Source organism: Glycomyces luteolus (genome assembly GCF_027622875.1).
GTDB lineage: Bacteria > Actinomycetota > Actinomycetes > Mycobacteriales > Micromonosporaceae > Glycomyces > Glycomyces luteolus.
The window spans coordinates 291,671-313,032 of record NZ_JAPZVP010000003.1 but is presented as its reverse complement, the minus strand read 5'-3'; the positions used below and the strand labels follow the sequence as shown (position 1 = coordinate 313,032).

General features: G+C 70.7%; 26 protein-coding genes. 15 read left to right on the top strand and 11 right to left on the bottom strand.

Annotated elements, in window-relative coordinates:
* Window positions 1-3 precede the first annotated feature (3 nt).
* Window positions 4-1,002 (top strand): hypothetical protein, encoded by a 999-nt coding sequence (locus O1R50_RS05430; RefSeq protein WP_270108883.1) that lies wholly within the window; start codon window positions 4-6, stop codon window positions 1,000-1,002.
* Window positions 1,003-1,042: 40 nt separating this feature from the next.
* Window positions 1,043-1,558 (top strand): GNAT family N-acetyltransferase, encoded by a 516-nt coding sequence (locus O1R50_RS05425; protein ID WP_270108882.1) that lies wholly within the window; start codon window positions 1,043-1,045, stop codon window positions 1,556-1,558.
* 1 nt (window position 1,559) lies between these two features.
* On the opposite strand, the gene O1R50_RS05420 is transcribed toward O1R50_RS05425, so the two are convergent.
* Window positions 1,560-2,942 (bottom strand): extracellular solute-binding protein, encoded by a 1,383-nt coding sequence (locus O1R50_RS05420; protein ID WP_270108881.1) that lies wholly within the window; start codon window positions 2,940-2,942, stop codon window positions 1,560-1,562.
* Window positions 2,943-2,968: 26 nt separating this feature from the next.
* A complete protein-coding gene (locus tag O1R50_RS05415) occupies window positions 2,969-5,050 on the bottom strand; it encodes a vWA domain-containing protein (protein ID WP_270108880.1) in 2,082 nt (693 codons plus the stop codon).
* 152 nt (window positions 5,051-5,202) lie between these two features.
* On the opposite strand from O1R50_RS05415, the gene O1R50_RS05410 reads away from it, so the two are divergent.
* The 4 genes from O1R50_RS05410 to O1R50_RS05395 all read left to right on the top strand — a co-directional run bounded on the left by O1R50_RS05410 (window position 5,203) and on the right by O1R50_RS05395 (window position 7,882).
* Entirely contained in the window at window positions 5,203-5,730 is a 528-nt protein-coding gene (locus O1R50_RS05410) for a GNAT family N-acetyltransferase (RefSeq protein ID WP_270108879.1), read from the top strand.
* 1 nt (window position 5,731) lies between these two features.
* Complete coding sequence (locus O1R50_RS05405; protein ID WP_270108878.1) at window positions 5,732-6,238, top strand: DUF1990 family protein; 507 nt, start codon at window positions 5,732-5,734, stop codon at window positions 6,236-6,238.
* 67 nt (window positions 6,239-6,305) lie between these two features.
* On the top strand, window positions 6,306-7,097 hold the full coding sequence (gene proC / locus O1R50_RS05400; protein ID WP_270108877.1) for a pyrroline-5-carboxylate reductase: 792 nt from the start codon (window positions 6,306-6,308) through the stop codon (window positions 7,095-7,097).
* 98 nt (window positions 7,098-7,195) lie between these two features.
* Complete coding sequence (locus tag O1R50_RS05395) at window positions 7,196-7,882, top strand: polysaccharide deacetylase family protein (RefSeq protein WP_270108876.1); 687 nt, start codon at window positions 7,196-7,198, stop codon at window positions 7,880-7,882.
* Window positions 7,883-7,937: 55 nt separating this feature from the next.
* Here O1R50_RS05395 and O1R50_RS05390 read toward each other — a convergent pair whose 3' ends face one another.
* Entirely contained in the window at window positions 7,938-8,252 is a 315-nt protein-coding gene (locus O1R50_RS05390) for a DUF4190 domain-containing protein (protein ID WP_270108875.1), read from the bottom strand.
* Between the two features lie 73 nt (window positions 8,253-8,325).
* Window positions 8,326-9,249: an NAD-dependent epimerase/dehydratase family protein gene (locus O1R50_RS05385; protein WP_270108874.1), complete on the bottom strand. Its 924-nt coding sequence runs from the start codon at window positions 9,247-9,249 to the stop codon at window positions 8,326-8,328.
* A gap of 65 nt (window positions 9,250-9,314) precedes the next feature.
* Here O1R50_RS05385 and O1R50_RS05380 point away from each other — a divergent pair, with 65 nt between their 5' ends.
* Window positions 9,315-9,908: a TetR/AcrR family transcriptional regulator gene (locus tag O1R50_RS05380; protein ID WP_270108873.1), complete on the top strand. Its 594-nt coding sequence runs from the start codon at window positions 9,315-9,317 to the stop codon at window positions 9,906-9,908.
* 38 nt (window positions 9,909-9,946) lie between these two features.
* On the opposite strand, the gene O1R50_RS05375 is transcribed toward O1R50_RS05380, so the two are convergent.
* Window positions 9,947-10,891, bottom strand: a complete 945-nt coding sequence (locus O1R50_RS05375; protein ID WP_270108872.1) for a GntR family transcriptional regulator — start codon at window positions 10,889-10,891, stop codon at window positions 9,947-9,949.
* A gap of 160 nt (window positions 10,892-11,051) precedes the next feature.
* Here O1R50_RS05375 and O1R50_RS05370 point away from each other — a divergent pair, with 160 nt between their 5' ends.
* Complete coding sequence (locus O1R50_RS05370; RefSeq protein ID WP_270108871.1) at window positions 11,052-12,173, top strand: FAD-dependent monooxygenase; 1,122 nt, start codon at window positions 11,052-11,054, stop codon at window positions 12,171-12,173.
* Window positions 12,174-12,227: 54 nt separating this feature from the next.
* Here O1R50_RS05370 and O1R50_RS05365 read toward each other — a convergent pair whose 3' ends face one another.
* The 3 genes from O1R50_RS05365 to O1R50_RS05355 form a co-directional block, all read right to left on the bottom strand.
* A complete protein-coding gene (locus tag O1R50_RS05365; protein ID WP_270108870.1) occupies window positions 12,228-12,809 on the bottom strand; it encodes a pyridoxamine 5'-phosphate oxidase family protein in 582 nt (193 codons plus the stop codon).
* A 108-nt stretch (window positions 12,810-12,917) separates the two neighbouring features.
* The gene (locus O1R50_RS05360; RefSeq protein ID WP_270108869.1) at window positions 12,918-14,051 is read right to left on the bottom strand and encodes a caspase, EACC1-associated type; all 1,134 of its coding nucleotides are present in this window, start codon (window positions 14,049-14,051) and stop codon (window positions 12,918-12,920) included.
* A 3-nt stretch (window positions 14,052-14,054) separates the two neighbouring features.
* Window positions 14,055-14,414 carry an effector-associated constant component EACC1 gene (locus O1R50_RS05355; RefSeq protein WP_270108868.1) on the bottom strand — a complete coding sequence of 120 codons (360 nt, stop codon included), beginning with the start codon at window positions 14,412-14,414 and terminating at the stop codon, window positions 14,055-14,057.
* A 129-nt stretch (window positions 14,415-14,543) separates the two neighbouring features.
* On the opposite strand from O1R50_RS05355, the gene O1R50_RS05350 reads away from it, so the two are divergent.
* From O1R50_RS05350 to O1R50_RS05335, 4 genes are all read left to right on the top strand, one after another.
* Complete coding sequence (locus O1R50_RS05350; RefSeq protein WP_270108867.1) at window positions 14,544-14,966, top strand: SRPBCC family protein; 423 nt, start codon at window positions 14,544-14,546, stop codon at window positions 14,964-14,966.
* 144 nt (window positions 14,967-15,110) lie between these two features.
* A complete protein-coding gene (locus O1R50_RS05345) occupies window positions 15,111-15,935 on the top strand; it encodes an NAD(P)H-binding protein (RefSeq protein ID WP_270108866.1) in 825 nt (274 codons plus the stop codon).
* Window positions 15,936-15,939: 4 nt separating this feature from the next.
* Entirely contained in the window at window positions 15,940-17,127 is a 1,188-nt protein-coding gene (locus O1R50_RS05340; protein WP_270108865.1) for a winged helix DNA-binding domain-containing protein, read from the top strand.
* On the top strand, window positions 17,124-17,594 hold the full coding sequence (locus O1R50_RS05335) for an OsmC family protein (RefSeq protein ID WP_270108864.1): 471 nt from the start codon (window positions 17,124-17,126) through the stop codon (window positions 17,592-17,594). Before O1R50_RS05340 ends, O1R50_RS05335 begins: the two co-directional genes overlap by 4 nt.
* A gap of 4 nt (window positions 17,595-17,598) precedes the next feature.
* On the opposite strand, the gene O1R50_RS05330 is transcribed toward O1R50_RS05335, so the two are convergent.
* Window positions 17,599-18,213: a cellulose binding domain-containing protein gene (locus O1R50_RS05330; protein WP_270108862.1), complete on the bottom strand. Its 615-nt coding sequence runs from the start codon at window positions 18,211-18,213 to the stop codon at window positions 17,599-17,601.
* Window positions 18,214-18,386: 173 nt separating this feature from the next.
* Here O1R50_RS05330 and O1R50_RS05325 point away from each other — a divergent pair, with 173 nt between their 5' ends.
* Window positions 18,387-19,334, top strand: coding sequence for an NADP-dependent oxidoreductase (locus O1R50_RS05325; protein WP_270108861.1), 948 nt, complete (start codon window positions 18,387-18,389; stop codon window positions 19,332-19,334).
* Between the two features lie 144 nt (window positions 19,335-19,478).
* Here O1R50_RS05325 and O1R50_RS05320 read toward each other — a convergent pair whose 3' ends face one another.
* Entirely contained in the window at window positions 19,479-19,805 is a 327-nt protein-coding gene (locus O1R50_RS05320; RefSeq protein WP_270108860.1) for a rhodanese-like domain-containing protein, read from the bottom strand.
* Window positions 19,806-19,842: 37 nt separating this feature from the next.
* Here O1R50_RS05320 and O1R50_RS05315 point away from each other — a divergent pair, with 37 nt between their 5' ends.
* On the top strand, window positions 19,843-20,463 hold the full coding sequence (locus O1R50_RS05315) for a TetR/AcrR family transcriptional regulator (protein WP_270108859.1): 621 nt from the start codon (window positions 19,843-19,845) through the stop codon (window positions 20,461-20,463).
* Here O1R50_RS05315 and O1R50_RS05310 read toward each other — a convergent pair.
* A complete protein-coding gene (locus O1R50_RS05310; protein WP_270108858.1) occupies window positions 20,444-20,803 on the bottom strand; it encodes a MerR family transcriptional regulator in 360 nt (119 codons plus the stop codon). The genes O1R50_RS05315 and O1R50_RS05310 overlap by 20 nt on opposite strands.
* A 91-nt stretch (window positions 20,804-20,894) precedes the next feature.
* Here O1R50_RS05310 and O1R50_RS05305 point away from each other — a divergent pair, with 91 nt between their 5' ends.
* Window positions 20,895-21,362: a hypothetical protein gene (locus tag O1R50_RS05305; RefSeq protein ID WP_270108856.1), complete on the top strand. Its 468-nt coding sequence runs from the start codon at window positions 20,895-20,897 to the stop codon at window positions 21,360-21,362.

The following is a 21,362-nucleotide window of genomic DNA, read 5'->3' as shown; positions in this document are numbered from 1 at the left end:
AGCATGGAAACCACCACCTCCCTCGCGTCGCCGCGGCGGCCCGGCCCGATCCGGTTGCTCCCGGTCCTCGCGCTCCTCGTGCTCTCGCCGATCGCGGCCGAGAGCCTGGTCGGCTACGACGACACCACCGGGAACCCGCTCGCGCTGCTCGCAGGGCTGTTCATCTTCATCCCGCTCTACGGCGCCCCCGCGCTGCTCCTGCGCGAGGCCGCCCGCCGCTTCGGCATCGGCTGGGGCGGCGTACTCGCGATCGCCGCCGCGCTCGGCGTCGTGCAGGCCGGGGTCATCGACCAGTCGATGTTCTCCACGGACTACCGCGGCATCGACTACTGGCAGGACCTCGTCGGCCCGACCTGGATCCCCGCGTTCGGGCTCGCCGCCTCGTCCGCGCTGACATTCGTGATCGGGCACATGATCATGAGCTTCGCCGCGCCGATCGCGCTCGTCGAGGGCCTCGCGCCGCGCCTCGCCGACCGACCGTGGCTGCGCCCGTTCGGGCTGGTGGTCACGGTCCTGCTGTACGCGGCCGGGGCCTGGGCGGTCCTCGACTGGCACTACCGGACCGAGTCGGACCACGCCTCCGCCGGGCAGCTCGCGGGCGCCGGCGCGATGGCCGCGGCACTGGTCGTCCTCGCGTTCCTGTTCGGCCGCAGAAAGGCCGAACGCGTCGAGCGGCGCGTCCCGCCCCTGTGGGTGCTCATCGTCGCCTCCGCCGCGGCGGTGTTCTCGTTCGGGCTGTACGAGACCTGGACCGGCGTCGCCATCACCGCGGCCGTGCTGTGCGCCATGGGTGTCGGAGCCGCGCACTTCGCGCGTTCGGCCGCGTGGGGCCCCCGCCAGGTCACCGCCATCGCGGTCGGCGCGCTGCTCTCGCAGGCGCTCACCGGCTTCCTGGCGACGCCGATCGGCGACGTGGCACCGTTCGCGAAGTACGCGCACAACACGGCCGCGACGCTCCTCGTCGCGGCGCTCGGTTGGCGGGCGTTGCGACGCGCCCGCTGAATCCGTTGCGGGAGGGCGTGAACTGCGCCAGTCTGGTGGTATGCACGAGGCGCTCACCGACGGCACGGTCACGCTCCTCCCGCTCGGCCCCGCCGACTTCGAGGCCCACTACGCGGGGGAGGACGAGGAGATGGTGCGCTGGCTCAGCGGCGATCCCGCAACTGCGCAGGGCCTGCGCGACTACCTCGACGCCTGCGCCCGGTGGTGGCGCGAGGGCGGGCCCTTCCACAACTTCGGCATCCGCGCCGAGCCAGGCCTGGCGCTCGCCGGAACCGTGGACGTCCAGACCGGCCAGTACTACCTGCGCGAGGGCCAGGCCAACCTCGCCTACGGCCTCTACCCGCAGTGGCGCGGCCGCGGCCTCGCCACCCGCGCGGTGCGCCTCGCCTGCACCTACGCCGCCCGGATCGGCTGCACCGAAGCGGTCATCCGCTGCGAACCGGCGAACGCCCGCTCGGCGGCGGTCGCCGCCCGTGCGGGCTTCACGTACCTGCAGCGCCGCAGCGAACCCGACGGCCGCGTCCTCGACTGGTACACGCTCGGCCTGCGGCCCTGAGTCACTTGCCCTCGACGGCCCGCTCGAGCCGACGCTCGAGCCCGCTGAAATCCGGGGCGTCGTCATTCGCGAGCCTGCCGTACAGCTCGTCGCGGAACGCGTAGCTGAACTGCGCATACCGGTCCACCTCGGGGCGCTGGCCCGGCCCCTCGCCGGTCAGCGCCTCGTACATCGCGCCGGCCTCGCGCCGCGGGCCGCCGATCGACTCGCAGTCCCCGTCCGCCACCCCGCTCGCGACCTGCGCCATGGCGTCGAAGTACGGTTCCGGCCGCGTCGCCGCGAACCCGCCGCGGTCGAACAGGAGCTGCTGGCTCGTCGGGCCCGTAAGGAACTCGATCAGCGCCCGGGAGACGTTCTTGCGCTTCGAGTACGCGCTCACGGCGAGGCTCCCGCCGCCGAGCACGCCGCCCGGCATCGGCACCACGCCCACCTCGAACGGCACGTCCGATCCGGCCGCCGCGAACGCCTCGCACGACTCCAGCGTCCGGATCGCCTGCGGCCAGTGCCGCAGGAACGGCGTCAGCCCCGCCTGGAAGGCCGCGAGCGACTCGTCCTCGTTGTGCTGCACCGCGGCAGGCAGCACCGTCCACTTGTTCTGCCGCACCGGCTCCCACAGGTCGCTCCAGAGGTCCTCGAGCAGGCCGACGGCATCGGACCGCGGGCCGAAGCCGATCATGCCGGTGTCATCCGCGACATCGATGCCGTTGGCCAGCAGGTACTCCCAGACGTTGACCGTGAACCCCTCGTACGACGCCAGCTGCATCGCGATGCCGCCGGTGAACCCGTTGTCCTCCCGCAGGATCCAGCCGATGGTCCTCCGCAGATCGTCCCAGGTCCGGATCGACGACGCCTCCAGCTCGGTAAGGACGCCGTTGCGGTAGTCGGGGTCCGACTCGGGGTCGATGTGCTTGCGGTAGTACAGCATCCCCACATTCGTGTTGAACGGCAGCGCGTACAGCTCGCCCTCGAAGCGCCCGGCCTCCAAGGGCCGCTCCAGGAACCCGCCGGTGTCGATGCCGTCGAGCGGTTCGAGGCGGCCCGCCGACGCGAACTCGGCGACCCATGGGATGTCGAGGTCCACCACGTCGACGTCCGGGTCCTCGGACTGCAACGCGGCGTGGATCGCGCTGTACTGGAGGTCGGCGATCGGCGACAGCTCCACCATCTCGACGGGGTGGTCGCCGTGCCAGGCGTTCCACTGGTCGACGAGGAGCCTGCGCTGGCCGTTCGCGGTGTCGTCGCGTGCGGCCAGCAGCTGCAGCGGCTTCCCGTCGAGGTCTTCCCATTCCCTTTCGGTCTCGCGGTTGCCGAGCCAGTAGGCGCCGCCGATCGCGCCCGCCGCGACCGCCGCGCCGGCCAGCTCGAAGACGGTCCGGCGGGACATCCGCAAGCGGGACCTCCAATGCCCGGTCACCTGCCGCTCCACAACTGGTTGAACAGGCTGTCGAAGGGTTCCTCCTCGGCCTCGAGGCAGGTCACCCGAGGGTCCTCGTCAAGCTCGGCGAAGACCGCCGACCGGCAGGCGACATCGCCGACCGCGATCAGGTACAGGTTGGCCTGGTGCTCGGCCAGCACCTCGCGCACCTCATCCACTGTGGTGTCGGAACGGTCGAGGTTGGCCCCGTCGGTGATCACCACCATCGCGCTGGACCCCTCGTCCGGGCCGGCCGCGTCGAGTTCGGCGATCCCGTCGACCATGGTCTGGTGGAGGTCGACCCCTTCGCCCGTCCCGTTGGACCGCAGGAGCTCCGCGACGTCCTCGGGCGGATCGGCGGTCATGTCGAACACCGGTGCGTGCGAGCCGGACCCCTTGACCGGAAACGTCCACAGTGCTGCTTGATCCTCGTCGTTGACGCCGAGGTAGTCCAGTGCCGTGACCACGCCGTCGCTCGCGAGCTCGAAGCGGGACCGGCCGCCGCCCGCCTCCTCGTTCATCGATGCCGAATTGTCCACGGCGAGCAGCACGGTGGTCGGCAGGCGGCTGCTTCCATAGCGGCCTTGCAACGTGGTGAACCCGTCGGCGCTGAGCGGATCGGCTTCGGCCTCGAAGCCGGTGTCGAAGCGGTAGTCCCCCGCCAGCGCGTCGCGTTCGTAGTCTTCACTGCGCATGCTCAGGGCCTCCGGGTACGCGTCGCTGCTCTCTCCCGCGAGCCAGGACTGCAGGGCGTCGGCCACGGCCGTTCGCCGCCCGGCCCAGGGGTCGCCGGTCCAGTCGAGCCGGACCCCTTGGTAGTCGAGCGCGCCCAGCCCGGTGCTGTAGACGGGCACGAGCCCCGAGTGCTCATCATCGGCGCCAGGGCAGTCGTCGCCGAGGGCCTTTCCTGTGTTGTAGTGCGCCAGCGCCATCTCGGTGGTGAGCACCGCCGCGTAGGGGATCGCCCCCTGGGTGCGGCGGACCTCGCACAGCAGGTCGGTGTCGCTGGGGGCCAAGGCGATGCCCGTCGCCGCCGCCGCGCCGGCGAGTCGGCTCTCCGCGAGTGCGGCCGAGCCCTCGTCGTAGAGCGAGCGGAAGAAGAGCAGCCCGGTGGTGGACGCCGCCGGGTCGGACCTGAGCACCGGCGTGGCGTACGCGTCGCCGAGTTCGACGATGAGCTCGTGCAGCGCCCTGTCGGTGGTCTGGAGGCCGCCGTTGAACCCGTGCGTGTCGAGCACCGCCTCCGGAACGGCCAGCACGAGCGGCGTCCGGCCGATCGGTTCGGCGTCTTTGGGTTCGAAGACCTCGTAGTTGACCCCTGAGTCGTTGTCGCTCAGCTTCTCGTCCGCCAGCTCGACCTGGGTCTGCGACTCGGCGATCCAGAAATGGGGGCGGGGCCCGACGTCGCGCAGCGCCTCGAAGGTCCCCTCCTCGCCGTCCTGCGGCGGCTGCCAGCCCTGGGCCATCGCCTTCTCGACCTCGGGCCACGGCGCGCTGTAGGCGGTCACGTTCGCCGCGCGGCAGTCGCCCTCGCCGTACTCGCGGTTGAACTCGGTGATCGACTCCTGGAACCAGGCGGCGCCGTCGGCCGGGACGAGGACCGTGAGCTCTACCGGGTCGGCGCAGGAGTAGTGCTGGTCGTAGATCCGCAGGGCCATGGGGCGCAGGATGAAGCCGAGGATGAAGGAGCAGACGACCGCGAAGACGACGATGGCGAAGCCGGTGAACCTCGCGGTGCGCCTGCCGGTGCCGACCCGGAACAGGCTCCACAGCAGCTGGACGATGATGATGCCGATGCCGATGGCGACGAGTACCGTGCTCCACGGCTGCGGGGCGGTGCCGATGAGCAGCTGGATGAGCGCGCCCAGCAGGCCGCCGATGGTCACCGCGGCCCCGCCCAGGTACATCGCGGGCGGGGGCGGCGCCCAGGCGGACAGCGCCTCGTCCACGATGCGCGCCACGGCGGACGCGTCAAGCCGCTCCCCTTCGGGCGGTGCCGTCGGCGGGGTCGCGGGGGTCTCGTCTTCAGATGATCCGGTCGGGTTCGGTTCGGCGTTGCCTGCTTCGTCTCCGGGCACTGGTGGCTCCGTTGCCGTGTCGCTCTGGAATGTCGTTCGGGGGCGGTTCCGCAAGAGTTGCAGAACAGTATGCCGCAAGCGCGCTCCCATCGGGGAGCGTCGATGTCCGCACCCGTACCCCCAATGCGCTCGCGACACGGCAGAATCAAGTCATGATCACCATTCGTCCCATCGCCCTCGCCGATGCCGAGGCGATCGCCGCGCTGCGCCGCGAAGGCCGGGACTACCTGGCGCCCTGGGAGCCCGACCGGGGCGAGGCCGCGTTCGCGGCCGAGGGCGTGCGGACCGAGATCGAAGCGGCGTTCGCCAGGGCCGAGGCCGGCGTCGGCCTCACGTACGCCATTGAGGACGACGGCAGGTTCGTCGGCCAGATCTTCCTCAACTCGATCGTGCGCGGGCCCTACTTCCGCTCGTGCAGCATCGGGTACTGGGTGGCGAAGTCCGCGGCCGGGCGCGGGATCGCGACCGAGGCCGTGCGGCTCGCAAAGCGGCTGGCGTTCAAGGACCTCGGCCTCGCCCGGGTGCAGGCCGAGACCCTCGTCGACAACTACGCCTCGCAGAAGGTGCTGCAGCGCAACGGCTTCGAGCCGATCGGCATGGCCCCCGTCTATCTCAAGATCGCCGGGAAATGGCAGGACCACCTGCTCTTCCAGGTCCTCAACCCCGAACTGGACGACTGACGTGGCATACAAGGTCAACTACCCCGAAGCGGGCGCGACCCGCGCCGGGCCGCTCCCGCCCGGCTACCGCCACCTCGAGCGCACCGCCGACCTCGACGCGACCCTGCACGACGCCGCCGAGCTCCTCATGACCTGGGGCCTCCACGAACGGTGCGGCCTGCACCCCGAGGCCACCGCCGCACGCGCCGCGCCCGGGGTCGAAGTGCGACTCCGCTTCGCCGGGGTCCTGCATATTCCGTGCCAGGTGGTGTGGGCCGAGGAGACACCCGATAGGGTCGGGTTCGGATACGGCTCCATGCCCGGCCATCCCGAACGGGGCGAAGCCGCGTTCCTGCTCGAAGCGGTCGACGGCCGCGTCCACTTCACCGTGCGGTCCTTCTCCCGGCCCGGCACCGCCGCCGCCCGCCTCGGAGGACCCGTCGTGCGATTCCTGCAATCGCGCGCCACCGACCGGTTCGCCGCCGCCATGCGCGACGCCTGCATACGCACTGAACGGCATTTCCCCTGAATCCCGGAACCCGGGAGACCCGGCCCGTAGATTTCGGGCTGTGGAGCGCTGACACGGAGGTGAGGACATGGACATCGCGCTGCTCGGCGTCGGACATCTCGGCGAGGCCGTGCTCGCCGGACTCCTCGACTCCGGCCTGCCGCCCGCCCAGATCTGGGCCACCGCCCTGCCCGCCGAACGCGCCGCCACACTCGCCGACGCGTACGGCGTCGAGGTCGGCACCGACAACCCCAGCGCGGTCGCCGAAGCCGACGTCGTGCTCGTCGCCGTGCCGCCCGTCGCCGTCGGGCCCCTACTCTCCGCGATCGGCCCCCACCTCGAACCGGAAACGGTCGTCGTCTCCCTCGCCGCCGGCGTCCCCCTCGCCAAGCTCACCGAACGGCTCCCCAAGGGCATCACGGCCGTCCGCGCCATGACCAACATCGCCGCCCGCGCCCGCCGGGCCGCCACCGCGCTGGCCGCGCCCGAGGGCACCGACCTGACCGAGATCGAGGACCTGTTCGACCGCATCGGGGTCACCGTGATCGCCGACGAGTCCATGATGGATCTCATTACGGCCGTTGGCGGTTCGGGCCCCGCGTTCCTCTACTACCTCGCCGACGCGATGACGAACGCCGCGGTCGACGGCGGCATGGACCCGGTCGCCGCCCGCGTCCTGGTCGACCAGATGCTCCTCGGCGCCTGCCTCCACCTGCAGGACTCGGACGAGCCGCCCGCCGCGCTCCTGGACCGGATCGCCACCCCCGGCGGTACCACCGAGGCCGCGCTGGCATCGCTCGACGCGTCGAATGTGGACGAGGCGATCCGAGCGGCCGTGGCCGCCGCGGCCGAGCGCGGCGGCGAACTCCCCGGCGGCTGATACGCTCCGGCACTGCCGCTTGGTTGCCTGAGGACACATGCGACTTAGGTGATAACTCCCTCGTTGCGCCACAACGGAAGTCCCGCCACGATGTTCGCATGAAACATCTTCGCTTCATGGTGGCCGCCGCCGCGGCGGTCATCGGCTCCCTCCTCCTCTCCGTCCCGGCGCACGCCGCCCCGGCACCGGCCCCCGTCGCCGCCGACGACCCCTGGAACGGCCAGATCTTCCTCACCTTCGACGACGGCCCCGGCGGGACCTACACCGACGAGATCCTCGCCGTCCTCGAGGCGAACAACGCCAAGGCGACGTTCTTCCAGCTCGGCCAGAACGCCCAGCGCGACCCCGCCCGCTCCCGCGCCGTCCTGGCGGCCGGGCACGCGCTCGGCAACCACTCCTGGGACCACCCCGACATGACGACGCTGACGCGCGCACAGATGGACTCGCAGATCGGCCGCACCCAGACCCTGCTCGAAAGCTTCGGCGCCGAAGTGAACTGCTTCCGCCCGCCGTACGGGGCCCACAACACCACGGTCAACCAGGCTATCACCGGGGCAGGTCTCCAGCGGCAGATGTGGAACGAGGACACCAAGGACTGGTCGAGGCCGGGCGTGGACGCGATCGTGAACGTGCTGCTCGGGGCCACCCCGGGCGACGTGGTGCTCATGCACGACGGCGGCGGCGACCGCTCGCAGACCGTGGAGGCGCTGGAGATCGCGCTGCCGCAGCTCGCGGCGAAGGGGTACACGTTCGGCATCACCCCGAAGTGCAGCCCCGCCCCTTAGGGGACGCAGGCTCGTACGGCCCATCTGGTCCGCCAGGTGGGCCGTTTGGGCGGGCCTAGTTGTTGTAGTCGTCCTTGTAGTCGTTCACGCGGTCCATCCAGGCGTCCCAGCCGCCCACGGCCAGCGCGATGGCGAAGATGATGAAGCCGAGGACCGTGATCCAACCGAGGACGATCGCCGCCGTGGCGAGGCCGCTGCCGGAGTTGTCGCGGGACTTGATCTGGCTCTTCGCGACGTAGCCGAGGATGAGCCCGAGGAGGCCCAGCGGCCAGCACAGCCCCACGACTGAGAACACGAAGGCCGCGATCGCGGTCCCGTTCATCTCTCTGGCCCCGTCGACCTGCGCGCGCGGTCCGTAGTCCTGCGTCATGACGCCTCCAATGCGTACGTGAGTGTGCGCAGTCTACGGAGTAATTCGGGTGTTCTGGTGCATTTCGGAGGAATCAGGCGTGCTGCTTGAACCAGGTCATGGTCCGCGCGACCGCCTCTTCGTGCGGGGTGACCTGGACGCGGTCGGGAAAGGCGGCGCGGAACGCGGTGTCGTCGACGATCCAGGCGCGGTCGCGCTGGTACCAGGTCTCGCCGAGCTCCTTGACGATCGGGTTGAATACGCCGACGAGGCGCTGCAGGCCCCGGCCGAGGGCGGCGCTCTTGGCCTTGGTTCCAGCGGCTTTCCAGACGAGCGCGAGGAACTCGTCGCCGGTGACGGGCGGCCCGACCGGCAGGTGCCAGGCGTAGCCGTCGGCCTTGGGGTTCTCGCCCAGGGCGACGAGGCCGGCGGCGACGTCGGGGAGGTAGGAGACGGTGTGCGGCTCGTCGGGTTCGCCGAGCCAGCGGGCGGTCTTCCCGGCGGCCGCGGCGGCGAAGATCGGGGGGCCGAGGACGGTGTTCATGCCCCCGGGTCCGAAGTAGTCGGAGGCGCGGCCGAGGGCGGCGCGGATGCGGCCTTCCTTGTGGGCGTTGAGGATCATCTCGGCGACCCGGACGCGGGCCCGGCCCTTCGGGAAGGCGGCCGCGTACGGCAGGTCCTCGTGCATCGGCCCGTCGACGGGTCCGTACATGTAGAGGTTGTCGGCCATGACGAGCCGCGCCCCGGCCTTCTCGACTCCGGTGAGGACCGTGTCGGTGAGGCCGACGAACTCCTTGGCCCACGCGGCGTAGGGCGGCTGCGCGCACTGGTAGACGACGGCGGCGTCGGCGCAGGCCGACGTGGCGCCCTCGGCGGTGGTGATGTCCGCGCGGAAGCCCTGGGGGCCTTCGGGGTTGCGGCTGACGGCGCGAACGGTGTGCCCGCGCGCGGTGAGCTCGGCGACGACGGCGCTGCCGATGGCGCCGGTGGCGCCGAGGACGACGTGGAGATCAGACATGGGGTGCTCCTGATTCACGGTTTAGTAACACTGTTATGTAACCACGTTACGATACGCTTGTCAACATGGCGAGACCCAGGAAACGAGACTACGAGACGCTGCGGCGCGAACTCATCGACGCGGGCGGACGGATCCTGGCCGCGGAGGGCCCGGCCGCCCTGAGCACCAGGCGGGTCGCGCAGGAGACCGGCACCTCGACCACCGCCGTCTACAGTCTCTTCGGCGACAAGGCGGGCCTGCTCCGCGAGATGTTCCTGGAAGGCTTCGACCGGCTCGCCGCCGCCTTCGCGGCGGTGCCGCGCACCGGCGATCCGCTCGCCGACCTGCTCGCCCTCGGCGACGCGTACCGCGCCAACGCCCGCGCCAACCCGCACCTGTACGAGCTCATGTTCGGCCGCCCGGTGCCCGAGTTCCAACCCGATGCCGCGGCGGCCGGACGCATCCAGCCCACCTTCGACGCGCTCGTGGAGGCCTGCGGCCGCTGCGTCGACCAAGGCGTCTTCACCGACATCGGCGCCTATCCGATCGCCGTGCAGCTCAACGCCATGGCCCACGGCCTGTGCAGCCTCGAACTCCGAGGGGCCCTCGGCGACGAGGACGAGGCGAACGCACACTGGACGCGCTCGTTCGCCTCGCTCACCAGAGGACTCGCCGCCTGAGCCGAGGTCCTTCGCCCGCAGGTTGCTCGCACCACGAGCTACGCGCCCTCCTCCGCGGCGCTCCTGCGCGCGGGGAGGCGCTCGATGCCGTCGAGGATGAGGCCGAGGCCGAGTTCGAAGAGGTCTTCGAGGTCGAGGTCGTATCCGTCCGACATGGAACCGAAGTGGCCGAACAGCTTCGAGAAATGAGGGTGGGCGGTCATGAAGGCCTCGTCGCCGAAGCGGTGCTGGTACTGCAGGTCGGTCCACTCCTCGGAGGAGAGCCCGGTCTCGGAGACGGCCTCGTCCTCGGCCTCGAAGTTCGCGGCCAGGCCCACGATGTGGCTGAACAGGAGCACGTGCACGTCGAAGTGCAGCTTCGGCGGCAGCCCGAGCGGTTCGAGCGCGCCGAGCAGGCGGTCGCCGAGACGGATCACGTTCGGCAGCGGCAGCGGCCGGGTGAGCGGCTGGGTGCGGCCGAGCCAGGGGTGGGCACGGTGCAGCCGCCACAGATCCCGGCACAATGACTCCACTTGGGACCGCCACGAGGCGGACTCGTCGCGGTCGAACGCGGCCGAGCCGTACACGTTGTCGGCCATCGCGTTCACCAGGTCCTCTTTGTCCTCGACGAAGCGGTATAGCGACATCGGCGCGACCCCGCACCGGCCCGCCACCGCGCGCATCGAGACCGCTTCCAGCCCTTCGGCATCCGCCATCGCTATCGCCTCGCCCAGGACCCGCTCCCGGGTGAGCTCCGCGGCGGGCTCGCCCGCCTTGCCGCGGCGCGGTGCGACCACCGTGCCCGAACGCGGGCGCGTGATCACCAGGCCCTCGGCGCGCAGCGCATCCAGCGCCTTCGTCGCAGTGGCCAGCGCCACACCGAAATCTTGGGCGACCTGCCGAGTCGACGGCACCTTGTCGCCCGGAGCCAGCTCCCGATCGACGATGCGCCTGCTCAGCTCCGCGGCGATGCGAACGTACGGCGGCTCGGTCGACTCGGCCACGGCGGCCCTCCCTCTGGTCTGTACTACGACAGATCCTAGCCGCACCCCACCCTCCCGATCCCATCTGCACTAGGGCAGTTGGAGCACGTATTTGCAGGTCAACGGCATCTTCCATACGGTTGCCCCAGTCAACCCAGTACAACGTATCCGGAGGGACCCCATGGCCACCGTCCTCATCTCAGGCTCCAGCATCGCCGGCACCGCCCTCGCCTACTGGCTGCGCGAGCAGGGCCTCACCCCCGTCGTCCTCGAACGCGCCCCGCGCCTCCGCCGAGGCGGCCAGGCCATCGACGTCCGCGGCGCGGCCCTCACGGTGCTCCGCCGCATGGGACTCGAGACCAAGGCCCGCGCACTCGCCAACCACAGCAACGGCATGGACATGCTCGACCCCGAAGGCAACGAGATCTTCCGCTCCGAGGAGTTCGCGCTCTCCTCCGGCGGCGTCGACTCCGACGACATCGAGATCCTCCGCGAAGACCTCGTCGACCTCGTCCACGCCGAGAACGACGGCATCGAATACGTCTTCGGCGACTCGATCACCGCCATCCACCAAGAGGCGGAAGGGGTCCTGGTCGAATTCGAGCACGCCGCCCCGCGCCGTTTCGACCTCGTCATCGGCGCCGACGGCCTCCACTCCAACACCCGCAAGCTCGTCTTCGGCCCCGAATCGCAGTACACCGACCACCTCGGCAGCTATCTCGGCGTGTTCAGCCAGGAGAACTTCCTCGGCCTGGAGCACTGGCAGACCTGGTTCAACGACGGCGCCAGCGGCGGCGCGGTGATGACCGTGCGCGACAACCGGGAACTCCGCATCTACCTCGGGTTCGCCTCCGCCCCGATCGAATACGACTACCGGGACGTGAACGCGCAGAAGCAGCTCATCGCCGACCACCTCACCGGCTTCGGCTGGGAGGTGCCCGGCTTCGTCGAGCGGATGTGGAAGGCCGAGGACTTCTACTTCGACGCCATGGCACAGATCAAAATGGACACCTGGTCCGAGGGCCGCGTCGCCCTCCTCGGCGACGCCGCCCACTGCGCCGCCCCCACCTCGGGACAGGGCACCAGCCTCGCCCTGGTCGGCGCCTACGTCCTCGCCCTCGAGCTCGGCCGCACCGACGACCACGAGCTGGCCTTCGCCCGCTATGAGCGGCGTATGCGCCCGTTCGCCGACGTGAACCAGGCGCTGGCCCTGCTGGACCCGCAGGGGACGTCCCCGGAGCAGCGGACCGCGCGCACGGACGCCGCGAAGGACGCGATCGAGCTGGATGCGATCGTCGACTAGTGAAAACAGGAAGGGCCGCACCCGGATTGAACTGGTGCGGCCCCTGAACGCGTTTCAGCTGCTGCGCGGCGGCAGTGGCAGCGGCAGGGCCGGGAGCCCGTCGATGCTCTTCACGTTGTACTCCTTGGACTCGCAGTACTGGGCGAACTCGTCGTCGCTCTTGCGGCCCAGGAACTGCCGCAGGAGCGGCCGGTCCTCCTGATACTCCATAAGGGGCACCCCGAACCCGCAGGTGTCGCTGATGCGCTTGGCGCGCACCACGATGATCCCCCGCACGCCCGGACCGTCGGCCTCCGCGAACCGGGGGATGAGCTCCTCGAAGCGCGGGTCGTCCCGGTAGACGGCCTCGCCGGTGCCGTGGACGCGCACGATGTTCGGCGGGCCGGTGAAGGCGCACCACATGAGGGTGACACGGCCGTTCTCGCGCAGGTGCGCGTGGGTCTCAGCGCCGGAGCCGCCGAAGTCGAGGTAGGCCACGGTCAGCTCGTCGAGGACTTTGAGCGAACCGTTGTGGCCCTTGGGGGAGAGGTTGACGTGGCCGTCCTGGGCGAGCGGCGCGGTGGCCACGAAAAACACCGGCTGCGCCTCGATGAACTCGCGCAGGCGACCGTCGATCACGTCGTACGTCTTTCCCATTATGCGAACCTCGACTCCCATTCCTCGGCGTATCCGCGGTCGAACCTACGCCTGGTCCGACTGTGCCGCAACCGCCTTCCCGGTGGCCGGGCGGTCGCAGCAGCGGGTTCAGGCTCCAGTGCCGAATTCAGCGGCGTACTGAGCGGCGAGCGACTGACGCCGTAGGAATTCGAGCTCGACCCGGTCGAGGAACGAATCGACCTCCTCCACGTCGTAGCCCTCCCGCATCCGGGTGGTCGTGAAATGGCTGTTCCTGACGTCCTCGGGCCGCATCCGCTGCGGGCCCAGCGGCGGATCGTCCAGCGCGGCCGCCGCCTTGTCGAGGAAGTCGTCCACTTCGTCCTCGTCGTATCCCGCGGTGAGCCGCACGGTCTTGAACTGCGCCGCTTCGATGTCGCGGGCGGTCACCAGGGCATCCGCGAACGACCGGTACTTGAGCTTCGGGTCCGCCTTCGCGGGAGCGACCGACCCCGGCGCATTGATCGCCGGATCGCTGAGGGAACCGGCCTCGTCGCTCTCGGCCTGACGGTTCCTCGCGAGCGGCAGCAGTTCGGCGGTGTGCGTCCCGAGTTTCTGCGGTTCGGGGAGGTGATTCGCCTGGGCGTGGTGGAGGAGCTCGAGGTGGATGTCGCCGAGGGTCAGCATCGCTCCCGCACGCGGGCTGCCGTGTTCCAGCACCTTCAGCAGTGCACCGGTGAACACGGTGTGGCCGCGGCCGTCGACGGCGAAGGACGGCTCGTTCGCGGGAGAGGACGTGAGCGTGAACGCGCCGTTCGCCGTGATCTGGCCGAGGATAGTGCTCTCCTCGCCGCTCAGCAGCTGGGTGGCCTTCCCGGAGAAGCAGCAGTCGAGGATGAGCACCTTCGTCTTCGCGCGCGAGACCTGGACGGCGTGGTGCAGCAGCTTGAAGGGGATGCCGCTCCAAGGCAGCAGCCGCTGCGAGGTCTGGGGCAGCGCGAGGTGCAGGAGCCCGTCGGAGGCGACGAGGCCGTGGCCGCTGTAGTAGATGAGCAGGAGATCGGCGGCGTCCCTGGTCGCGGCCTCCACCTCGCGGCCGACCGCGGCGAGGTCGGGTGGGTCGAGGAGCGTGCGGCAGTGCTCGGGCGGCAGGCCGGTGTACGACTCGAGCGCCGACTTCAGCGCCCTGAGGTTGGACCGGATCTCGGGCACGCCGTTCAGGTGCTCGTACGCGCCGGTGCCGATGAGCAGGGCCCGGGACCGCGCGCCGTCGGGGAGGCGCATCCGCTATCCGCCCTGGCCGAGCCGCTTGGGATCGTCGCCGAACACGTTCTCGGCCACGGTCTTCGCGATAGGGCCGCTCGCACTCACCTCTTCGATGGTGCCGTCGGCGCGGAGCTTCACCGCGATCGTCGACTGGCGGGTCTGGAGCCAGACGGCGATGGTGCGGCCGAGCGCGTCGAGCCCGCCGGCGGCGATCGCCGCCAGCAGGATCTCCTGCAGAGCCCCGAGCTCGCCCGGCTTGATCTCGGCGGGCGCGAAGTCGACCAGGCCCCGGTAGTCCTCGTCCTGGTTCAGCCACTGCCGCAAGGACTCCAGCTCGCCCCGGGCATCCTCGGAACCTGCGATCGTAATCTCGACGTCCATCCCCGAATTCTCCCAGACGGCCGCCACTCCCGGAGGACTCGAAAATCCTTCTCGCCGCGGCGATGAATCCCGCTGAGCCCGCTCGTCTATACGGGCATACACCGAACGACACGAATCAAGGAGATCCCGATGAGCGCCGACGACCTGACCTACACCCTCACCGCCGAAGCCGACGCCCCCATCGCCGCCGTCTGGGCCGCCTGGACCGAAGACGAGCCCTACGAGGCGTGGAGCTACTCCAAGGCCGGCTCGGTGTCGATGGACCCCACCCCGAACGGCCGCTACACCGCCACCGTCGTCACCCCCGACGGCCAGGAGTTCCCGATCACCGGCCGCTACATCGAGGTCGTCGAGCACGAACTGCTCCTCATGGGCATGGACACGCCCGGCGGCGGCGAAGAGGTCATGCGCCTCGACCTGGTCGGCCTCGGCGAGGACCGCACCCGCCTCACCATCTCGCAGACCTGCGCGACGAAGGAGGAGTACGACATGGCCAAGGAAGGCAGCCAGATGCTGCTCGACTCCTGCCTCGCCTACCTCGCGAAAGCCTGAACCCCGCGGAGACGCCGGGGCCGGACTACCAGGATCCGGCCCCGACGCGCACTCGACGCCGATCCGCCCCGTACCGGGCACAATGGGAAGCGCACCGCCCCTGCCGCCACACCGCGACCGGGGCCCGACGCTGAACGGAGACCCATGATCGGCATTACCGGAGCCACCGGCGGCGTCGGCTCAGGCGTCATCCGCCACCTTCTCGCCGCGGGCCGAGAAGACCTCGTCGCCCTCGCCCGCCGCCCCGAAGCCGTCGCCCCCGGCATCACCGCCCGCCGTGCCGACTACGACGACCCCGAGTCCCTGAACGAGGCCCTCCGCGGACTCGACACACTCGTGATGGTCTCCAGCGACGGCACCGCCGAGACCATGACCCGCCACCACCGCAACGTCATCGCCGCCTGCCCCGCCGACGTCCACATCGTCTACACCAGCATCCTCGACATCGCCCCCGACTCGCGCTTCTACTACTCGCCCGGCCACCAGGAGACCGAAGCGCTCCTCGCCGACCGCCCCCACTGCCTGGCCCGCACCTCCGTGTTCGCCGACTTCTTCGCCGCCACCTGGCTCGACGACGCCGCGCGCACCGGCGAGCTCGCCCTGCCGCTCGGCGACGGCGCCCCCGGCACCTCCTTCTGCACCCGCGACGATGTCGCCCGCGCGCTGGCCGCCGCCGCGACCGCCCGCACCGAAGGCGTCCTCGACCTCACCGGCCCCGAAGCCCTCACCGGCGACCAGATCGCCCGGGCCGCGACCGAAGCACTCGGAAGACCCATGCGGTACCGGGCGATCGACGACGCCGACTACCGCGCCCGCCTCGCCGCCGACGGCGAACCCGCCTGGCTCATCGAGGCCTACGCCAGCATGTTCCGGTCCGTGCGCGAAGCCCGCTTCGCCGCCGCGCCCGGCGACATCGAGCGCCTGACAGGGACGCCCCCGACGAGCCTCGCAGCCCACCTGCGACGCTGACCCCATGCAGCTCACCGCCGACCAGCTCAACCGCGCGCTCCTCGACCGGCAGTCCCTCCTGCAGCGCCGACCGGGCGACGCGCTCGCCGCCGTCCGCTCCGCCGTCGCCGTCCAGGCCCAGTCGCCCGCCTCCCCCTACATCGGACTGTGGAACCGCGTCGCGGACTTCGACCCCGCCGACCTCGACGCCGCCTTCGCCTCCTACGACCTCGTGCGCGGCAACCCGATCCGCATGACCCTCCACGCCGTCGCCGCCGACGAATACCGGCCGTTCCGAGAAGCCACCGAGCCGTCCCTCTACGCCGCGAAACTCGGCGGCCGCATCGCCGAATCCGGCGTCACCCCAAGTGAAGCCGCCACCCACGCCGCCGACATCCTCGACTTCGCCACCGAAGTGCGCACCGCCCGCGAATGCGAAGCCCGCCTCGCCGAACGACTCGGCACCGAGACCGCGAAAGCCGTCTGGCCCGGCATCCGCCAATACGCGCCCCTCCTTCGAGTCCCGCTCGGCGGCCCCTGGTCCTTCAACGAGAAGGTCGCCTACCTCGCCGCGCCCGACCGGCCCGTCCTCGGCGACCGCGACGCCGCCGACGCCGCCCTCCAAGGCCTCGTCCTCCGCTACCTCTCCGGCTTCGGCCCCGCCTCCGTCCCCGACGTCGCCCAGTTCGCAATGGTCCAGCGCGGCAGGGTGAAACAAGCCGTCAAGGCCCTCGGCGAACGCCTGCGCCGATACCAAGGCCCCGACGGCACCGCACTCTACGACCTGCCCGAAGCCCAGATCCCCGACGCCGACACCCCCGCACCCCCACGACTGATGGCCATGTGGGACAACGTGTTCCTCGCCCACCACGACCGCGGCCGCACCGTCCCGCCTGAACTGCGCACCGCCCTCATCCGCAACAACGGCGACGTCCTTCCGATGATCCTCGTCGACGGCCGCGCCGCCGGCGTCTGGCGCAGTGGCCCCCACGGCATCGAGGCCACCGCGTTCCGGCCTCTCACCGACGACGACTGGGCCGGACTCGCCGCCGAAGCCGAAGCGCTCACCGCGCTCCTCACCGACCGCGACCCCGATGTCTACAGCCGCTACCACCACTGGTGGAAGCGCCTCCCCGCGGGCAAGACCGTGACACTGGCGCCTCGGTTAGGATTCCGTCCCCGCATTCGTCCAACCGGAAGGAGCCCGCCATGAGCGGCCGCGAACACCACTACGAGATCACGATGCGCTGGACCGGCAACACCGGCAAAGGCACCGCGAACTACCGCGAATACGGGCGCGACCACGACCTCATCGCCGAGGGCAAACCCGTGATCCAGGCCAGCGCCGATCCCGCCTTCCGCGGCCAGCCCGAACGCTGGAACCCCGAGGAACTGCTGGTCGCCGCCCTCGCCGACTGCCACATGCTCACCTACCTGTCGCTCTGCGCGCGTGAGCGACTCGTCGTCACGGCCTACGAGGACACCGCGACCGGCACCATGGCAGAAGAGGGCGGCGGCGGGCGCTTCACCGAGGTGACGCTCTCGCCCGTGGTCACGATCGCCGACCCCGCGCTGGCCGACCGTGCGATGGAGCTCCACCACGACGCGAACCAGGACTGCTTCATCGCGCGATCGGTGGACTTCCCGGTCCAGCACCGCCCGACCATCCGCTCCGCCTGAGCGCTCAGGCCGGTGTGCAGGGGACGGTCGCCGGGATCTCGTACCGCCCTTGGACGTCGGCCTGGAAGCTCGCGTCGACGCTGCCGCCCTGATCGATGGCGGCGTTGAGCAGGATGTCGCCGTAGCGTTCGCCCTCGATGTGGGTGAGCCCCCAGGTCGTGGTCACGCTCAGGTGCTTGATCCCGATCTGGATCTCCCAGCCGTCGATCGCTTCGGCGCCGGTGTTGGCGATCGTGACGGCGACCGACACCGACCCGTCCCATTCGCTGTCCAGCGTGAGCGACGCCGTGCACTGCGGGCTGCTGTCGGCGGCCTCGCCGCTGTCGGAGGACTCGGTCGCGGGCGCGCTGCTCGAGGCCGCTTCGGTCGGCGACTCGGAGACGGCTGGGGAGGGCGTCTCCGGAGCCTCGACCGAGGAGCCGTCCAGGGCGCTGTCGCTGCTCTCATCGGTGGCCGCCGGCTCGCCGAAGTCGGCGAGGTCGGGGTCGTGGTCCTCGCGGAGCGCGCTGAACTGCCAGATCGCGGCGACCGAAGCGAGGACGGCGACCGCGACGAGGACGAGCATGAGGCGGCCGTGGATTCGTCCGCGCAGCACGGCGCGGTCCATCCATGGGCGCATGGTGAACTCCTCCAACGGGATCGGCTGCAGCGGGGGTTTACGGCCTTGGGGCTGGGGCGCCGGTCTCTATTGTGCAGCGCCGAACGAAGCCTACAAGGCGCCGCTGCGCGGGCTTGAACGCCTGAACCGCACGTGATGCCGGTGTAGATTCGGGCAGAACGGAAGGGATGTCCATGCGTGCCGTCGTAGTCACCGATTTCGATACCGAACCGAGCCTTGCCGAGCTGCCCGTCCCTGAGCCCGGCCCTGGTGAGGTGCTTGTGCGCCTCGCCGCCGCGGGCGTGAACCCGTTCGACTGGAAGGTCATCGAAGGGGCGATGCGCGACTCGGTCGAGCATGCCTTCCCGCTGGTGCTCGGCTCCGACGGCTCCGGCACGGTGGAGCGCGTCGGTGAGGGCGTCGACTTGGAGCCCGGCGACCGCGTCTTCGGGCAGTTCATGGACCTCGAGCACGGTCGCGGCTCGTACGCCGAGTACGCGGTCACGAAGGCCTCCAAGCTCGCCCGGCTGCCCGCGGGCCTTCCGTTCGACGTCGCGGCCGCCCTGCCGACAGCCGGGGCCGCGGCCCACGACTTCGTGGAGGGCACCGGAATCGGGCCCGGGCAGACCCTGCTCGTCAACGGCGCTTCGGGCGGCGTCGGCCAGGCCGCCGTGCAGCTCGCCGCCGCCCAGGGCGTGCGCGTCATCGGTACCACGGATCCCGAGACGGCCGCGTACCTGCGCGAGCTCGGCGCGGCCGAGACGGTCGACTTCACGGTGGGGCCCGCGGCCGACCAGGTGGGCGCAGCCCATCCCGGCGGGATCGACGCCATTGTGGACCTGATTTCGGATCCCGGCGAGATCGAGCCGATCGCGGCGCTGCTCAAGCCGAACGGCGTCATCGTCTCCTCGAACGGCGCGGTCGACGCCGAGGTGCTCGCCGCCCGCGGCCTGCGCGGCGCGAATCTCTACGCGAACGCCCGACCGGCGACGCTCGCGTCCCTCGCCGACGCGGTCGAACGCGGGCAGTTGCACCTGCGCATCGACTTCAAGGTCCCGCTCGAGGACGCCGCGGACGCCTTGGCGCGCTTGAAGGCGGGCAAGTCCCGCGGCAAGACCGTGCTCACCATCGAAGCCGCATGAAGCGGGCCTGTCCTCTTTCCGTGCCCGCGCATGGCGCTGCCCGAGATCCGCGCGCCTTGATCCGCACCATGCGATGACAGGGCCGGAGGCGCACTCCTCCGGCCCCGCCCCACGTCCCGGTTCAAGCCGCGGCGGCCTTGGGGCTCAGGCGGACTCGACGGGCAGGCCCGCTTCGGTCCAGTCCTCGATGCCTTCGCGGTACTTGCGGACATTCGTGTAGCCCAACGCGGTCAGCCGATCGGCGACCTGGCCGCTGTTGGGACAGCCGGGGTTCGAGCAGTAGGTGACGATCGCGGCGTCGCGGTCGGGCAGCAGTGTCGGCGCCTGGGCGTCGACGTCGGCGAGCACGAGCGGGACGGCCCCGGGCAGGTGCTGCTTCGCGTGGTACTCGCCGCCGAGGGCGTCGACGACGGTCACGTCGCCGTTCGCGATCGCCTTCTGGAGTTCCTCGCGGGTGATGAGCGCGGTCATGGCATCGCCTTCCAAGTAAGTGGACTATAGTCCATATGTGTCTGACGACAGTAACGGACTACAGTCCGGTTTTGCAATACCGCTTGAGCTGCTGCGGACTCCGCCGCCGAAGGAGCGCGCCGATGCGGCCCGCAATCGCGCCGCGATCCTCGACGCGGCGGCGCGGCTCTTCGCCGAGCACGGTGTGGAGGCCGTCTCGATGGACCAGGTGGCGGCCGCCGCGGGGGTCGGGAAGGGGACGCTCTTCCGCCGCTTCGGCGACAAGGCCGGGCTGGCCGCCGCCCTGCTCGACGCCCGCGAACGCGTGCTCCAGGAGGCGGTCATCAGCGGCCCGCCGCCGCTGGGACCCGGTGCGCCCGAAGGGGAACGCCTAGCGGCCTTCGCGGACGCGTACCTGGACTACGCGTTCGAGTACCTGCCGCTGCTGCGCATGTCGGAGACCGCGAGCCCCGGCGCGCGGTACCGCATCGGCGCCTACCGCTTCTGGCACCGGCACGTGTCGATCCTGCTGCCGCAGGGCGAAGACCCGGCATACGCGGCGCACGCGCTCCTGGCGATGCTCGACGCCGAGCACCTGACCGCGCTGCTGCCCGAACTGGGGGAGGAGCGGATCAGAGAGGGCGTTTGTCGCATGTGGACTATTGCTGTTCGGGCCTGAGGGGGCACCCGGTGACCGCTCGTTCGGCCAGTTCCTCGCGCAGGACGGCGAGTTCGCTCATCTTCGCGTCCACGACGGCGATCTTCTCGGCGAACAGCGCCGAGAGCGCGGCGGCCGAATCCGGCGCCTCGCGCAGTTCGGCGCCGTGCGCGGCGATCGCAGCGAGCGTGAATCCGAGCCGCTGCGCGGTGCGCACGTAGGCGAGCCACGGCACCGCGTCGGCCGCGAACTCGCGGTAGCCGTTGGGGGAGCGGTGTGATTCGAGCAACCCGCGCGTCTCGTAGAACCGGATGGCGTCCCTGCTCAGGCCCGATCGCTCCGCGAGCTCACCGATGCGCATGCCGACTCCCCGCTCTGTTCGACTTGACCTTGGAGCGCGCTCCACTGTTTACGGTAGGCCGTCCCCGACACCCGATCGAACGGAGTCCGCCATGGCGGCCCTGACCTTCACGCCCGCAACGCAATCACCGTCGTACCTGCGCCTCGTACGCGCCAGCGCGGTATACGACCTCGTCGTGACGGCGGGTTTCGCGACGCCATGGACGTTCGCGCTGCTGCACGCCGGGCTCGACGCCGCGAGCGGTGCGCTCGGTCTGCGCGGATTCCCCGAGCCCGATCTGATGCAGGTCTTCTACGCCACCCTCATGGGCTCGGTCGTCGTGGTCTGGTCGCTGCTGCGAGTCGTTCGGCCCCAGGCGATCCACGGTCTCTTCGACGGCATCGCGCGCGTCCTGTTCTCGTCCGCGATGGTCTACGCCCTCGCGCACGGCGGCCCGGAACTGCTGTGGGGCTTCCTCGTCGCCGAAGCCGCCTGGGGCGTCGCGCAGCTCGGCCCGTGGCTGCGGCAGGGACAGGGGCGCCTCCTGCCGCGCCCGGGTGCGGGGCGGCAGGGGGCCTAA